Consider the following 15,410-nt stretch of genomic DNA (forward strand, 5'->3'; position numbering starts at 1 on the left):
ACTTATGTTTCTTATATTACCAGAAAAACCATATATTTACAATAACTATTTTTTACATTTTATTCCATATAAAATATTGCAAACCAATATCGTAAGTATATAACCTGCCAAAATCCCACATACTATCCAAAAAAGAAAAGAGGAAAAAAACCCATGGATCACTTCCACACAAGAACTCATAAACTAAAAGGAAACATCTCCCCAGATATCCAAGAAAACATAAAATACACAACCCAAATCATGCAGGATTGCAACGATCTGGTACAAAAACAATTCAAAATCGGAATCGATCACGAAATCAGCATATATATTGTATACATGGACGGCTTAGTAAATACAGAAATGCTTCAGGAATCTGTCATCAGACCGTTGCTTCAGGATTCTTTTCCGCAGGAAAGAACAGCAATCAGCCAATATGTGATCGAATCCGCAGACTGGAAATGGATCGATACAATGGAAGATGCTATGACAGCGGTTTTATCTGGGAATACGATTTTATTTCTGGGTGGAGAAGCAAGGGCTATCTTATTTTCCAGCAAATTATTTCCGACAAGAGGGGTACAGAATGCGGATCAGGAAGTGGCGATCGTTGGTCCCAAGGATAGTTTTACGGAGAGTCTGAGGATGAATACGGCATTGATCCGTAGAAGGATACGGGATACGAGGTTAAAAGTGATCCAGAAGCAGATTGGAACGAGAAGTAAAACGGATTATGCATTGATGTATATTGAGGATCTGGTACAGAAGGACATTTTAAATAAAATTCAGAAACAGATGGATAAGATCTGTGTCGATGGAATTTTTGATAATGGAATGTTACAGCAATATCTGGAAAAAGACAGTAAAACTCCATTTCCACTGTATCAGCTGACGCAGCGGCCGGATAAGGTTGCGAGTAGTATCATGGAGGGCCGGATTGCAGTTGTTCTTGATAATTCGCCAATGGTTTTATTGCTGCCCGTAACATTCAATGTGTTCTTTCAGGCAAGTGATGATTATTATAATCGTTGGGAAATTACGACATTTGTAAGAATCTTACGGTATATAGCAGCGATCATTTCCATAGGACTTCCTGGATTTTATGTGGCAATTGCGGGATTTCATCCGGAGGTGTTGCCAACGCCTTTTTTGCTGGCGTTGATCTCGGCGAGAGAAGGAGTTCCATTTCCGGTGATCGTGGAGGTACTGCTGATGGAATTATCGTTTGAGTTATTAAGAGAAGCAGGAATCAGACTTCCGGGACAGCTCGGAGGAACGATGGGTGTTGTTGGCGGTCTGATCGTTGGACAGGCAGCAGTTGATGCACATCTTGTTAGTACGATCGTAGTGATCGTGGTGGCATTGACTGCGATTGCTACATTTTCGATTCCGAATGAGTTATTCACCAGTGCGTTTCGTCTGATGAAGTTTTTTCTGATCATTCTGTGTGCCTTTTGGGGATTGTATGGATTCTTTTTAGGATTTCTGGCAATATTTATTCATTTATTCTATCTGGAGAATTATGGAATTCCATATGCACATCCAATGGTTGAAGAAAGAGGAAGATTATCTACAGCATTTCAGGATTTTATGGTTCGTTATCCACTAAAGCGGATGAAATACCGTCCAGAATTCACAAAAGAAGGGGCGAGGGTAAGGCAGAAGGAGGACGAGGATGAAAAATAATTCGCAGATGATCACGGCAAGACAGGGGAATCGGATCATGATCCTTGAAATATTTTCGGCAGCTGCAATGTTTCTTCCACAGATCGCACTACAAAAATCATATCATTCAGGAATTGTTGTGGTGGTCATGGCAAGTGTGATGGCAGGAATTTATTTGTGGATCGTAGATCATGCAGCAAGAGGGGTTTCTATTGAAAATGTACTAAAAAGATATCGTTTTGCAGCCATCATTTATTATGTAAGATTTCTGCTGAATGGAGCTTTTTTTTATTTATGTATTTTGTCTCTTACAAAAAAATATCTTCTTCCAGACAAATCAACATTTTTTATTGGATTTCCATTGCTTCTTCTGGCTTATCTGATAAATCAGGGAGGTTTAACAAAAAGAGGCAGAGTAATGGAAGGAATTTTTTGGTTTGTATTGCTACCGCTGATCTTCGTACTGATCTTGAGTATGGCAAATCTTTCATGGGATGAGTTAGCAGTCAGGAGTTGGTGTGGCAGAGAGATGCTCAATGGAAGTATTCTTGTATTTGCGCTGATGCATCCGATCGAGTTCGTGTGGTTTTACCGTGGAGATATGAAAGATGGACCGATCAGGATGCGATCATTTGCAGGTTTGATGATCCTTTTTCTTGGGGTGTTTGCAAGTACTGTAGGTTCCCTTGGAAAGAAGCTTACGATGGTCGATCCAGAACCTGTGATGTCTATGGCACAGGGAGTGGCAATGCCAGGAGGGATCATGGCAAGACTGGATCTTTTTTTGATCGCATTTTGGATCGTAGGTGTCTTTTGCGTATTCAGCGGTTACTTATTTTATGGAAATGAAAGTATCAAACATGCATTTTCAAAAGGAAGGATCGTGGGATTGAGTTTGTCATATGGTGGAATTTACGTCATAAGTCCATGGATCATGACAACATTTGCAACATGGATCAGACGGTATTTTTTTGTTTTTATCTATGGGAATCTGGTGATCGGATTGTTTTTTCCACTTATTTTATTTCTGATGTGGAGAAAGGAACAGAAAGATGAAAAAATATAGAGGGTATCTTTTGGTGCTGCTAATTGCATTTTGCATACAAGGATGCAGCAAACAACAAGATGTAGAAGATCATAGGTTTGTGTTGGCGATGGGATTTGAACGGCTCAATGAAAAGAAAGTATTGGTTCGTTATTCGTATGCGGATTTCGACAAGGCACAGAGTGATTCTGGAACAAAAATACCATCAAGGTCAGTGACATTTTTGGCAACGTCCTTAAAAGATGCAAATAAGAAATGGAAACAATATAAAAGTCAGCAGTTAAATTTTGGACATCTAAAAGTCGTGCTTTTTGCAAATGGAAAAAAAGATGAAAAGATTATCAAAGAATTAGTAAATGAACCTCAGATCGCGAAGTCTGTTTATGTATTAAAAACAGATCGCAATCTTTCTGATATTTTTAAAAAAGAAGACAAATTGTCGATCTCATTCGGAGAATATCTGTCAAAAAAACTGGAAATAAAGGATAGTAAGAATCTTACTCTTGGAAGGATTTACAGATAAAGGGAAAGAGATAAAAAGTTAACATTGACTTTACCAGATAGCGGTGTTAAACTTGAAAAGCTACACTATCTAGTGTGTAAAAGAAAAATAAAATACTACATCTAGTATACAATATAATGAGTGAAAGATAAGAGAATCTGATAGAGAAGGGAGAATTATGATCAAGGTAATTAAAAAAGACGGAACAAAAGAAGAATTTAATGTACAAAAAGTCGTAGTGGCAGTGAATAAATCAGCATATCGTGCACTGGTAACATTTACAGAGGAAGAACTTGATTTTATCTGCAACTTTGTCACGGAAAAAGTGGAGCAGATGCGCAAGAAGGAAGTTACGATTTCGGATATGCATAATGTGGTCGAAGGTGCATTAGAACAGACCAATCCACTGGTAGCAAAGAGCTACAGAGATTACCGTAACTATAAGCAGGATTTTGTACAGATGTTAGATGAAGTATACAAGAAGAGCCAGTCTATCATGTATATTGGTGATAAGGAAAACAGCAACACAGACAGTGCACTGGTTTCTACCAAACGAAGCCTGATCTTTAATGAATTAAATAAAGAACTCTATCAGAAATTTTTCATGACAACGGAAGAAATACAGGCATGCCGTGACGGATATATTTATATTCACGATATGTCTGCCCGCCGTGATACGATGAACTGCTGTCTGTTTAATGTACAGGAAGTGTTAAAAGGCGGATTTGAGATGGGAAATCTCTGGTACAACGAACCAAAGACATTAGATGTTGCTTTTGACGTGATCGGAGATATCGTATTAAGCGCTGCAAGCCAGCAGTATGGTGGATTTACGGTACCGAATATCGAACTGATCTTAGAACCATATGCCGAGAAATCCTATGAAGCAGGAATCGAACGATACGAAGGACTTGGATTATCCAGAGAACGCGCAGAAGAAGAAGCGATGAAAGATGTCAAACGTGAATTTGAACAAGGATTCCAAGGATTAGAGTACAAATTTAACAGTGTGTCTTCAAGCCGCGGAGATTATCCATTTATCACAATGACAGCAGGAACAGGAACTGGAAGATTTGCCAAGATGGCAACGATCTCCATGTTAGACGTTAGAAGAAGAGGACAGGGAAAAGAAGGACACAAGAAGCCTGTGTTATTCCCAAAACTTGTATTCTTATATGACAAGAATCTTCATGGACCGGGATGTGAGCTGGAAGATGTATTTGAAGCAGGAATCCGCTGTTCCAGACAGACCATGTATCCAGACTGGTTATCTTTAACAGGAGAGGGATATATCGCAAGCATGTATAAGAAATACGGAAAGATCATCAGTCCGATGGGATGCCGTGCTTTCTTATCTCCATGGTATAAAGAAGGCGGTATGAAGCCGGCAGGTGAAAAAGATGAGCCGATTTTTGTCGGAAGATTTAATATCGGCGCAGTCAGCCTTCATTTGCCAATGATCTATGCAAAATCAAAACAGGAAGGTAAAGATTTCCATGAAGTATTAGATTATTATCTGAACCTGATCCGTGAATTACATATCAGGACTTATGAATATTTAGGAGAAATGAAAGCCTCTACGAATCCGTTGGCATATTGTGAAGGGGGATTCTTAGGTGGACATCTGGGAATTCATGATAAGATCAAACCAATCTTAAAGAGTGCAACAGCTTCCTTTGGGATCACAGCGTTGAATGAATTACAGCAGTTATACAACCATAAGTCTCTGGCAGAAGATGGTGAGTTTGCATTAGAAACATTGCGCTATATTAATGAACAGGTAGAAAAATTTAAGAAAGAAGACGGAAATCTATATGCGATCTATGGAACACCAGCAGAAAACTTATGCGGTCTTCAGGTAAAACAGTTCCGTAAGAAATACGGTGTTATTGAAAATGTATCTGACAGAGAATACGTGAGCAATTCCTTCCACTGCCATGTCACAGAAGACATCACACCGATCGAGAAACAAGATCTTGAAGGACGTTTCTGGGAATTATGCAATGGTGGAAAGATCCAGTATGTAAAATATCCGATCAACTATAACAAAGAAGCAGTGAAAACATTAGTAAGAAGAGCGATGGATAAAGGATTCTATGAAGGAGTTAACCTGTCTTTAGCATACTGTGATGACTGTGGACACGAAGAATTAGAGATGGATGTGTGCCCGGTATGCGGAAGTAAAAATCTCACAAAGATCGACCGTATGAACGGATATCTCTCTTATTCCAGAGTTAAAGGAGATACAAGACTTAACGATGCCAAAATGGCAGAAATTGCGGAAAGGAAATCCATGTAAAATGCGTTACCATAATATTACGAAAGATGATATGCTAAATGGGGACGGTCTGCGAGCCGTCCTATGGGTTGCAGGATGCACCCACAAATGCAAAGGCTGCCACAATCCAGTCACATGGGATATCGAAGGGGGAATTCCATTTGATGATGCAGCAAAAGAAGAATTATTTGAAGCGATCAAACCAGACTATATCTCAGGTGTCACATTCAGCGGAGGAGATCCACTTCACCCAGCAAACCATGTAGAAGTTGCAGTTCTGGCAAAAGAGATCAAAGAAACATTTCCAAATAAGACAATCTGGCTGTATACAGGATTCTGCTGGGATGAGATCAAGACACTGGATGTTGTGAAATATTGCGATGTGATCGTAGATGGACCTTTTGTACAGGAAGAATTTGATGGAAAACTTCATTGGAAGGGAAGTAAGAATCAGAGAGTTATCGATGTGCAGGAAACATTGAGACGAAAAGAAATAGTGTTGTGTGAATTTTAATTTGTGTGTTGTCCAACTGTAGATTTCGAGTATATGATAAAAAATAAATAATCGCCTGAAAAAGCAGCTAGAGAATTTTGCTCACGTTTTTTACAGATCGCTGATTCGCTGGCTTTCCTTGCGAAACTCGCCTTCAAGGGAATTCAAATCAGAAACTCTTAGAGGCTCAAACATCGCACCAAGCCAGCTGCGAATCCGTAAAAAACGTGGCAAAATTCTAATGCTGCTTTTTCAGACGCTTATTTATTTTTTATCATATACCTGAAGTCTATAGAGTGGACAATTACAAGATTGGAAAATTTGAGTGGGTGTGTATGTTGAGTGTTATCGGTTTTCAATTTTTGTAGTGACTGACAGTGTTTATTATAAATACCAATACAGTAAAACATACACACCTACCAGTGGTTTCGATAACTGAAATTATTGAATATTATAAAAATAGTTATATGTCGGCGACCGTAGGAACACGCCTGCACTTAGCGAGTGGATGATCGTAAGATCATTCAGGAGCTTAGTACAGCTGCGTAGTGAGTCGAGCGAGAGTGCGTCGCAGACATATAACCATTTTTATAATATTCCACCAATAACTTCAGTTCATCAAACTACTTGCTAAAAATGCGGAGTTGCCCCGGATTCTTTGAAATATTTGTTTTTCTTTTATTTCCGTCACATACATGCAAGCTTACACTTCAAATCGATACTTTTTTTGCCTATAAATTTATGCTATGATTAAAGATAAGTGTATTTTGCAGCCATAAAATATACAGAATAAAGATGGAGGGAAGTTCATGTTTGACATTCAGCAGGAATTAAAGAAGCTTCCGGCAAAGCCTGGAGTTTATTTGATGCATAATAGCAAAGATGAGATCATTTATGTTGGAAAAGCGATCAAGTTATGTAATCGTGTGCGTCAGTATTTTCAAGACAGCCGGAATCTGTCTGTGAAGATTCAGCATATGGTAAAGAATGTTGCTTATTTTGAATATATCATCACGGATTCAGAACTGGAAGCTTTAGTGCTTGAGAACAATCTGATCAAAGAGCATCATCCAAAATATAATACAAAACTGAAAGATGACAAAGGCTATCCTTACATTAAAGTAACGGTCAATGAAGAATTTCCAAGAATCATGCTGGCAAGGAAGATGAAAGCAGATGGAGGAAAGTATTTCGGACCTTATACGAGTGCAGGAGCAGTAAATGATACGATCGAGCTGCTTCGCAAGATCTTTAAGATCCGTACTTGTAACCGAAGACTTCCAAAAGATACAGGGAAGGACAGGCCTTGTCTGTACTATCAGATCAAGCAGTGTGATGCACCATGCCAAGGATATATATCCAAGGAAGAATATGCAAAACAGATCGAAGAAACAATCAAGTTTCTAAATGGAAATTATAAACAGGTTGCAAAAATGCTTCAGGGGAAAATGCAAAAAGCATCGGATGAACTGGAATTTGAACAGGCGATGGAATACAGGGATCTGCTGAAGAGTATTGAGCGGATCATGGACCGTCAGAAAATCAATACGTATGCGTTTGAGGACCGTGACATTATTGCAATGGCACAGGATGACAAGGATGTTGTTGTATCTATTTTCTTTATCCGCCAAGGAAAGCTTCTTGGAAGAGAACATTTTCATATGGAAGCAGACGAGGAAAGTTCAAAGGAAGAAGTTTTAGGAGCTTTTGTTAAACAGTTTTATGCGGGGACACCTTATCTTCCAGGGGAAATCTTTCTGGAACAGGATATTTCAGAAAAGGAGATCATTGAAGAATGGTTGTCAAAGAAACGAGGAGCAAAAGTACATTTTAAGATACCAGTGCGTGGGCAAAAACACAAGATGGTAGAGATGGCAAAGGAAAATGCCCAGAATGTATTAAGAATGGATCGTGAAAAGATCAAACGGGAAGAAAGAAGGACGATCGGGGCAGTTCATGAGATTGAAGAATTGCTCGGGATGGAAGGTTTGAATCGAATGGAGGCATTTGATATTTCTAATATCAGTGGATTTCAGACCGTAGCATCCATGGTCGTATTTGAAAGAGGAAAAGCAAGAAGAAGAGATTATCGCAAGTTCCGTTTAAGAACCATTGAAGGTCCGGATGACTATGCCAGTATGGAAGAAGTTTTGACCAGAAGATTTCTTCATGGAAAGAAAGAGCTAGAAGAACTGAAAGAACAAGGAAAAGACACTACACTTGGCAGTTTTACAAAATTTCCGGATATTCTGATGATGGATGGAGGAAAAGGACAGGTCAATGTTGCACTTCGTGTGCTGGATCATTTGGGACTTGATATTCCAGTATGTGGAATGGTCAAAGATGATGATCATAGAACGAGAGGCTTGTATTATAACAACGAGGAAATCATATTTGCGCCAAACAGCGAAGCATTTTTACTTGTGACGAGGATACAGGATGAAGCCCATCGTTTTGCGATCGAATATCACAGGTCATTGCGTGCAAAAGGGCAAGTACATTCTGTTCTTGATGACATCAAAGGCGTTGGACCAAAGAGACGAAAAGAATTAATGAAGTATTTTAAAGATCTTGGACAAATCAAGACAGCAACAGTTACGGAACTTTTAAATGTTCCTGGCATGAATCAAAGTACTGCAGAGTCTATTTATGGGTTTTTTCACGATTCCAAGCAGTAAGGAAATATGTTAAAATAGAGAAAGAGACAGACAATCAAGGGTGCAGAAAGAGAGAAAGATTATGGATAAAGAGCATAGAGTATCAGTATATGATATGGTCAAGGAATTAAATTTAAAAGAAGTAACACCAGAGATCAATTCAAAAGAAGTTTACATTGAACAGGCAGAGATCAACCGTCCAGCATTACAGTTGGCAGGTTTTTTTGAAAATTTTGCACAGAATCGAGTTCAGATCATCGGAAAAGCAGAACACCTTTTTATTGAAGAGGTAGAAAAAGATGTTGAAAATGCGAAAAATATTTATAAAAGATTTATCGGAGCTGGAATTCCAGTTATTGTATTTTGCAGGAATCTGCATCCAAGTGAGATGATGATAAAAGTTGCCAAAGAGTATGGGGTACCGGTTTTGATATCTCAGGATACGACATCTGAATTTATGGCAGAAGTAATCCGCTGGCTGGGAACTGTATTGGCTCCAAGCATTACGATCCATGGAGTTTTAGTCGATGTATTTGGTGAAGGAATCCTGATCACAGGAGAGAGTGGGATCGGTAAGAGTGAAGCAGCTTTAGAGTTGATCCGAAGAGGACACCGTCTGGTATCTGATGACGTTGTAGAGATCAAGAGGGTCAGCAAGAAGTCATTGATCGGAACATCTCCGGAAGTTACAAGGTTCTTTATCGAACTGCGAGGAATCGGTATTATTGACGTTAAGAATCTGTATGGTGTTGAAAGCGTTAAGATGGAGCAGGAGATCAATCTGGTCATTCAGTTGGAAGACTGGAACAAAGATGCGGATTATGACCGCTTAGGATTAGAAGAGAAATACGTAGAATATCTTGGCAATAAAGTTGCAGCACATACACTGCCAATTCGTCCAGGGCGTAACTTGGCGATTATCGTAGAAGCAGCAGCGATCAATCACAGACAGAAGAAGATGGGATATAATGCAGCCGAAGAACTTTATAAACGTGTTACAGGTCAGATGGAGGATTAAATGATATGAAATATTTATATGGAATTGATATTGGTGGAACAACAGTAAAAATGGGTCTGTTTGGAGAAGATGGAACATTAAAAGAGAAATGGGAGATCAAGACAAGAACTGAGGAAAATGGAAAGAACATCCTGCCAGATATTGCACAGGCAGTGAATGATCACAGCAAAGCAAATGGTTTTGATAAGGAAGATGTGATCGGACTCGGAGTTGGAGTTCCAGGAGCTGTTCTTGAGTTTTCAAAAGTTAATGAATGTGTGAACCTTGGATGGGGAAGCGTGGATGTGGCAGGAGAATTGTCAAAGCTTACAGGGTGTAAGGTAAAGGCAACAAATGATGCCAATGCAGCAGCCTTAGGAGAGATCTGGATGGGAGCAGCAGCAGATTATAACAGCGCGGTGATGATCACTCTTGGAACAGGAGTCGGAGGCGGTATCATCGTTGATGGAAAGATCATTGATGGAAGCCGTGGATATGGTGGAGAGATCGGTCATATGACTGTGGATCCTTTTGATGATCGTGTATGTAATTGTGGAAAGACAGGATGTCTGGAACTTTATGCATCTGCAACGGGAATTGTATATGAGACAAAGAAAGCATTAAAGGATTATAAAGAAGCGACTATACTAAGAGACCTTGATGAAGTAACTGCAAAAGACATTTTTGATGCTGCTAAAGAAGGAGATACATTTGCCAAAGAACGGGTAGATGATCTTGGACAGAAATTAGCACTTGCAGCAGGGAATATCGCATTGATGGTCGACCCAGAAGTGTTTGTTATCGGTGGAGGCGTATCAAGAGCTGGACAGATCCTTTTAGATGCGGTCAATGCACATTTTAAGAAGTATACATTTGGAAAAGCACAGGAGACAGGATTTGTACTTGCGACTCTTGGAAATGATGCTGGAATTTATGGTGCAGCTAGTCTGATGCTTTCATAAGATGAAGAGATTTGGAATCCTGTGATATACAGGATTCCATCTTGCATTAATATTAAGAATGGAGAAATTATGGATACAAAGATTGATCAGTTAAAACAGATCATACCAGAAAAATATATTTTAAGACAGGAACCGATGAAAAATCATACAACATTCCGTATTGGGGGACCCGCCGATATTTTTGTGGCACCAGAGAATATGGAAGAGATCAAAGCGGTCAGTCGTTTTGCAAAAGAAGAGGGAATTCCATTATTTGTTTTAGGAAATGGGAGTAATCTTTTGGTCGCAGATGATGGAATGGACGGAATTGTTCTTCAGATTTACAAAAACTACAGTGGAATCGAAGTCCGTGGTAATGAACTTATCGTCAAAGCAGGAACTTTATTAAGTTCTACATCCAGAGCAGCACTCAATGAAGAATTAACTGGATTTGAGTTTGCAGGTGGAATTCCTGGAACATTTGGCGGAGCTGTCGTTATGAATGCTGGTGCATACGGTGGTGAGATGGTGCAGGTACTAAAAGAAGTGACAGTTCTTACAAAAGAAGGAGAGATCAAAACTCTGAAAGCAGAAGAATTAGAGCTTGGTTACCGTACAAGTAACGTTTTAAAGAATGAATACGTTGTCTTAGAAGGTGTGATCGCACTTAAGAAAGGAAATAAAGAAGAAATCAAAGCAAAAATGGATGAGTACGCATTGGCGAGAAAAACAAAACAGCCATTAGAATATCCAAGTGCCGGAAGTACATTTAAACGTCCAGAAGGATATTTTGCCGGAAAATTGATTCAGGATGCAGGATTAAAGGGATATCAGGTGGGAGATGCACAGGTATCTGAAAAACACAGTGGTTTTGTGATCAACCGTGGAAATGCTACAGCATCCGATGTTATGCAGTTGATCAGTGACGTGAAAGATAAAGTAAAAGAACAGTTTGGAGTTACGATGGAGCCAGAAGTCAAACGTGTTGGAAGGTTCTAAAAAGGAGCAGTACAGATGAGATTTGTAATTGTAACAGGAATGTCAGGAGCAGGAAAAAGCAGTGCATTAAAGACATTAGAAGATGCTGGATATTTTTGTGTTGATAATCTTCCAGTGGCTTTACTTGATAAATTTGCAGACATGTTGTTAGATGAAACTGCCAAGATTGAAAATGTTGCTCTTGGGATTGATATCCGTAATGGAAGAGGAATTGGCGAGTTAGCACACAAATTAAAAGAAATCGAGGCAGCGGGGATCAAGTATGAGATTCTCTATCTGAATGCAAGTAATCGTATTTTATTAAAACGCTATAAAGAGACAAGAAGAAATCATCCTCTGTCAAGAGATGGAAGAGTTGAGGATGGAATTGCAAAAGAGCGGGAGATCATGAAATTTCTGCAAGATCAGGCAACGTATGTGATCGATACTAGCCAGCTTCTGACAAGGGAGTTAAAAGAAGAGATCGATCGTATTTTTGTAGACGGAGAAGAAGGGGAACGATTCCAGATTGCAGTTGTTTCTTTTGGATTTAAACATGGGATTCCTGCGGATGTAGATCTGGTATTTGATGTCAGATTTCTTCCAAATCCATACTATGATCTGAATTTGCGACCATTAACTGGAAATGACAAACCAATTCAGGATTTTGTGATGAAGCATGAAGAATCTGTGGAATTTCTTGATAAGTTAGATGATATGATGAGATTCTTGATCCCAAATTATATTAAAGAAGGCAAGTATAATCTTGTGATCGGAATCGGATGTACTGGAGGAAAGCATCGATCTGTTACGATCACGAATAAATTGGCAGAGAGATTAAAACAACTGCCATATTCTGTCAAAGTAGAGCATAGAGATATTATGAGGTAGGCAATGTCATTTTCAAGTAATATTAAAGAGGAATTATCAAGAAATGAAACCGGTGCCAGACACTGTAAGATTGCGGAGATCGCAGGATTCTTACGTTTTGGAGGGAATATCAGTCTAGAGCCAGAACATTATGAGATTCAGATCCAGACGGAGACGGTATCTGCTGCGAAACGTTTTTATAAACTTATCAAAGATGTGTTTGATATTCATGCGAAGATTGATGTTGGACGAAACGAATTTTTAAAAAGAAGTCGAAATTATACGATAAGTGTTGACAAGCATAAGGATTGTGTTTTAATATTGAAAGCAGTGAAACTTTTAGATTCCAAAGAATTTGGACTTGTTTTACAGAACACATGTTGTAAGCGGGCATATATTCGAGGGGCTTTTCAGGCAGCTGGTTCCATGAGTGATCCAGAGAAGAATTATCATTTTGAAGTTGTATCTACTAATGTACAGACAGCAGAACAATTAAAAGAGGTCTTGAATTTTTTTGATTTAGATGCTAAAATTGTTTTGCGTAAAAAGTACTACGTGGTATACATGAAAGAAGGATCAAAGATTGTAGATGTGTTGAATATTATGGAAGCACACGTCGCATTGATGGAGCTGGAGAATGTAAGAATCCTGAAAGATATGCGTAATAAAGTAAACCGTCGTGTCAATTGCGAGACAGCGAATATTAATAAGACGGTTTCAGCCGCAGTCAAGCAGGTGGAAGACATTGAATATATTGATAAGCACAAAGGCCTCCGTTTTTTAGATCAAGGGTTGCAGGATATTGCAAGATTACGTCTGGAACACCCGGAAGCTACACTGAAAGAACTTGGAGATATGCTAGAACCGCCAGTAGGCAAGTCTGGTGTGAACCACCGGTTAAAGAAGATCGGCCGAATTGCGGAAGAGATAAGATTGGGAGGACAGGAATGATTTCAAAGAACGTCAAAGTGGAAGTAGCCTTAAGAGAAGAAGACAGACCAATAGCTTTTCTTGTACAGATGGCGAGCCAGTTTGAGAGCAAGATTTTATTCGAGACAGGGAATAAGCAAGTCAATGTAAAGAGTATGATGGGAATGATGAGTCTTGGATTAGACTTAGATCGTTTAGAGGATTTAACAGTCGTAGCTGACGGAGTCGATGAAGAAGAAGCAATCAGCAAGATTGAATATTATCTTACAAAAGGAGCATAGATACACATATCTGTGCTTTCATATATGCCGAAATAGCTCAGTTGGTAGAGCACTTCACTCGTAATGAAGGGGTCGCCGGTTCAAGTCCGGTTTTCGGCTTACATAACAAAGGATCAGGCAAATGCCTGATCCTTTGTTTGATTTGTATTAACCACCAAAATAAGAAAAATGCATATAATCTCTGCGGGATCCCCACAATCCACGATGAAAACCATATTTCTCGAGGATTTTAACCAATTTACAGTTCAAAGGAATTGAATAACGATTCTTCTTAGGTTTCCAGAAGGAACCAGCCAATACCTTTTTACCCTGGATCATATAGTTTTCATTGGAGTTAATATCAAAAGCTAATCCCTCACAATGTTCAGAACTGGAATTCTTACCACGCCAGCTGTAGCACCCGATCTCATGGATAGGGAAACGTTCTTTGCTCTTGTAGATTTCCTTAAACATTTCTTTGATAGAAGGTGCAAGCCCTTTGTTTACAGTGATACGGAATTTTCTTGTATATTTTTTCTTACCTTTCTTATCCCATACTTTTACTGTAATCGTTTTCATATGTTTCTTTGCCTGCTTAGCACTCTTATAGTCAGCATAATAAGACTTCCCAAAAGCACGGCGGCAGCGACTTTCATAAGATTCGTCTGCATAAGAATAGTAATCACAGTATTTTAGATAAGGCGTCATTGGACCATACAGTTTACCGCCATTAAAGTTCTTATATGCCTGAATTTTGTAGTAATAAGCAGTTCCGTTTGTTAATTTCGTATGAGTATAAGATAAGTTGTTTCGACTTGTGAAAGTCTTTAATTTTGTGTAATTTCCATCTTCCTTTTTGGAATAATATACGATATACCCATCAGCCTCATCATTTTTTGCCCATGTGATCGTATTGATCTTTTTTTTCTTGGAAGAAGCACTTTTTACTTTCGTACCATTGATCGTAACCTGACAAGAAATATAATTAGAAAAATCCCCATAAAATGTTTCATCAATATATGTAGTGTATGGACGGATCTTGTAATAATATATTTTCCCTAGCTCAAGATTTTTCTGCGTATATGTTTGGAAAGATTCGTCATCATCATCGTACCACCAAGAACTTCTACTTTCATTAGATACAGTTTGGACTAACTCATAATTTCCATCAGGAGAAACACTTCGATAAATTTGATAACCATCACAATCATCGGATGCTTTCCATTTAACAGTAATACTATGTGAATTTCCAGTGCTGGCTTCCAAAGAAGAAGGAGCTGGCAATGGATTAATAATACATTTGCCTGCATAAGTGGTTACAGTTTTATATCCCTCATTATCTTCATAAGAAGCTTCTAATTTGTAATAATAAGGAACACCTTTTGCAACATAGGTGTTTGTATAGGAATTGCCAGATACGGTATTTTCATAGCGATAAGAACCGTTTGGGGAAGTTGCTGAATAAATATCTACTTTAGAATAAGAAACTCCATCAGGTGCCTTCCATTGTATGGTTATATCATTACCATTTAATCCATAATAAGTAATAATTGGTGCAGCATTTTGATTTTCATTGGCAGAAACCTTCTTACCAAAGACAAAAAAACAGCTAAACATTAAAATAAATACCAAAAATCTGCATAGATTCCTAAAAATTTGTTTTTTCAATTTATATTCCCCTTTCTTCATATATATTCTATACGGTCTCATTATAACATAAAAAAACCACAGTAATGCAAAAATCAATGAAAAATGCATACTGTGGTTTTTAATATTCTATTTTAGCTTACAAGTGTCGATACAGTAAATAGTATC

At 38.6% G+C, this 15,410-nt stretch carries 13 protein-coding genes and 1 tRNA gene; 13 read left to right on the plus strand and 1 reads right to left on the minus strand.

Annotated elements, in window-relative coordinates; all coding sequences use genetic code 11:
* Nucleotides 1–153: 153 nt before the first annotated feature.
* The 13 genes from QUE18_RS01205 (at nucleotide 154) to QUE18_RS01265 (ending at nucleotide 13,715) form a co-directional block, all read left to right on the plus strand.
* A complete protein-coding gene (locus QUE18_RS01205; protein WP_009203985.1) occupies nucleotides 154–1,665 on the plus strand; it encodes a spore germination protein in 1,512 nt (503 codons plus the stop codon).
* Complete coding sequence (locus tag QUE18_RS01210; protein ID WP_009203986.1) at nucleotides 1,655–2,710, plus strand: GerAB/ArcD/ProY family transporter; 1,056 nt, start codon at nucleotides 1,655–1,657, stop codon at nucleotides 2,708–2,710. Before QUE18_RS01205 ends, QUE18_RS01210 begins: the two co-directional genes overlap by 11 nt.
* On the plus strand, nucleotides 2,697–3,212 hold the full coding sequence (locus QUE18_RS01215) for a Ger(x)C family spore germination protein (protein WP_009203987.1): 516 nt from the start codon (nucleotides 2,697–2,699) through the stop codon (nucleotides 3,210–3,212). The genes QUE18_RS01210 and QUE18_RS01215 overlap by 14 nt, the downstream gene beginning before the upstream one ends.
* Before the next feature lie 157 nt (nucleotides 3,213–3,369).
* Entirely contained in the window at nucleotides 3,370–5,490 is a 2,121-nt protein-coding gene (gene nrdD / locus QUE18_RS01220; protein WP_009203988.1) for an anaerobic ribonucleoside-triphosphate reductase, read from the plus strand.
* Entirely contained in the window at nucleotides 5,450–5,983 is a 534-nt protein-coding gene (gene nrdG / locus QUE18_RS01225; protein WP_008393806.1) for an anaerobic ribonucleoside-triphosphate reductase activating protein, read from the plus strand. Before nrdD ends, nrdG begins: the two co-directional genes overlap by 41 nt.
* Nucleotides 5,984–6,771: 788 nt before the next feature.
* Nucleotides 6,772–8,640, plus strand: a complete 1,869-nt coding sequence (gene uvrC, locus QUE18_RS01230) for an excinuclease ABC subunit UvrC (protein ID WP_009202779.1) — start codon at nucleotides 6,772–6,774, stop codon at nucleotides 8,638–8,640.
* A gap of 61 nt (nucleotides 8,641–8,701) precedes the next feature.
* Nucleotides 8,702–9,637, plus strand: coding sequence for an HPr(Ser) kinase/phosphatase (hprK, locus tag QUE18_RS01235; protein WP_022091348.1), 936 nt, complete (start codon nucleotides 8,702–8,704; stop codon nucleotides 9,635–9,637).
* A gap of 5 nt (nucleotides 9,638–9,642) precedes the next feature.
* The gene (locus tag QUE18_RS01240; protein WP_009202777.1) at nucleotides 9,643–10,578 is read left to right on the plus strand and encodes an ROK family glucokinase; all 936 of its coding nucleotides are present in this window, start codon (nucleotides 9,643–9,645) and stop codon (nucleotides 10,576–10,578) included.
* Between the two features lie 69 nt (nucleotides 10,579–10,647).
* Nucleotides 10,648–11,556: a UDP-N-acetylmuramate dehydrogenase gene (gene murB / locus QUE18_RS01245; protein WP_008393811.1), complete on the plus strand. Its 909-nt coding sequence runs from the start codon at nucleotides 10,648–10,650 to the stop codon at nucleotides 11,554–11,556.
* A 15-nt stretch (nucleotides 11,557–11,571) separates the two neighbouring features.
* On the plus strand, nucleotides 11,572–12,426 hold the full coding sequence (rapZ, locus tag QUE18_RS01250; RefSeq protein WP_009202776.1) for an RNase adapter RapZ: 855 nt from the start codon (nucleotides 11,572–11,574) through the stop codon (nucleotides 12,424–12,426).
* Between the two features lie 3 nt (nucleotides 12,427–12,429).
* Nucleotides 12,430–13,356, plus strand: a complete 927-nt coding sequence (whiA, locus tag QUE18_RS01255) for a DNA-binding protein WhiA (protein ID WP_009202775.1) — start codon at nucleotides 12,430–12,432, stop codon at nucleotides 13,354–13,356.
* Nucleotides 13,353–13,616 carry an HPr family phosphocarrier protein gene (locus tag QUE18_RS01260; RefSeq protein WP_009202774.1) on the plus strand — a complete coding sequence of 88 codons (264 nt, stop codon included), beginning with the start codon at nucleotides 13,353–13,355 and terminating at the stop codon, nucleotides 13,614–13,616. The genes whiA and QUE18_RS01260 overlap by 4 nt, the downstream gene beginning before the upstream one ends.
* Nucleotides 13,617–13,642: 26 nt before the next feature.
* A tRNA-Thr gene (locus QUE18_RS01265) sits at nucleotides 13,643–13,715 on the plus strand.
* A gap of 48 nt (nucleotides 13,716–13,763) precedes the next feature.
* Here the strand turns inward: QUE18_RS01265 and QUE18_RS01270 are convergent.
* A complete protein-coding gene (locus QUE18_RS01270; protein WP_242852681.1) occupies nucleotides 13,764–15,263 on the minus strand; it encodes a M15 family metallopeptidase in 1,500 nt (499 codons plus the stop codon).
* Nucleotides 15,264–15,410 lie beyond the last annotated feature (147 nt).

The sequence above is a fragment of the Anaerostipes hadrus ATCC 29173 = JCM 17467 genome, from assembly GCF_030296915.1.
GTDB lineage: Bacteria > Bacillota > Clostridia > Lachnospirales > Lachnospiraceae > Anaerostipes > Anaerostipes hadrus.

Coding starts and splice junctions, on each gene's coding strand:
- QUE18_RS01205 (WP_009203985.1), top strand. CDS start 154: ATGGATCACTTCCACACAAGAACTCATAAACTAAAAGGAAACATCTCC.
- QUE18_RS01210 (WP_009203986.1), top strand. CDS start 1,655: ATGAAAAATAATTCGCAGATGATCACGGCAAGACAGGGGAATCGGATC.
- QUE18_RS01215 (WP_009203987.1), top strand. CDS start 2,697: ATGAAAAAATATAGAGGGTATCTTTTGGTGCTGCTAATTGCATTTTGC.
- nrdD (WP_009203988.1), top strand. CDS start 3,370: ATGATCAAGGTAATTAAAAAAGACGGAACAAAAGAAGAATTTAATGTA.
- nrdG (WP_008393806.1), top strand. CDS start 5,450: ATGCCAAAATGGCAGAAATTGCGGAAAGGAAATCCATGTAAAATGCGT.
- uvrC (WP_009202779.1), top strand. CDS start 6,772: ATGTTTGACATTCAGCAGGAATTAAAGAAGCTTCCGGCAAAGCCTGGA.
- hprK (WP_022091348.1), top strand. CDS start 8,702: ATGGATAAAGAGCATAGAGTATCAGTATATGATATGGTCAAGGAATTA.
- QUE18_RS01240 (WP_009202777.1), top strand. CDS start 9,643: ATGAAATATTTATATGGAATTGATATTGGTGGAACAACAGTAAAAATG.
- murB (WP_008393811.1), top strand. CDS start 10,648: ATGGATACAAAGATTGATCAGTTAAAACAGATCATACCAGAAAAATAT.
- rapZ (WP_009202776.1), top strand. CDS start 11,572: ATGAGATTTGTAATTGTAACAGGAATGTCAGGAGCAGGAAAAAGCAGT.
- whiA (WP_009202775.1), top strand. CDS start 12,430: ATGTCATTTTCAAGTAATATTAAAGAGGAATTATCAAGAAATGAAACC.
- QUE18_RS01260 (WP_009202774.1), top strand. CDS start 13,353: ATGATTTCAAAGAACGTCAAAGTGGAAGTAGCCTTAAGAGAAGAAGAC.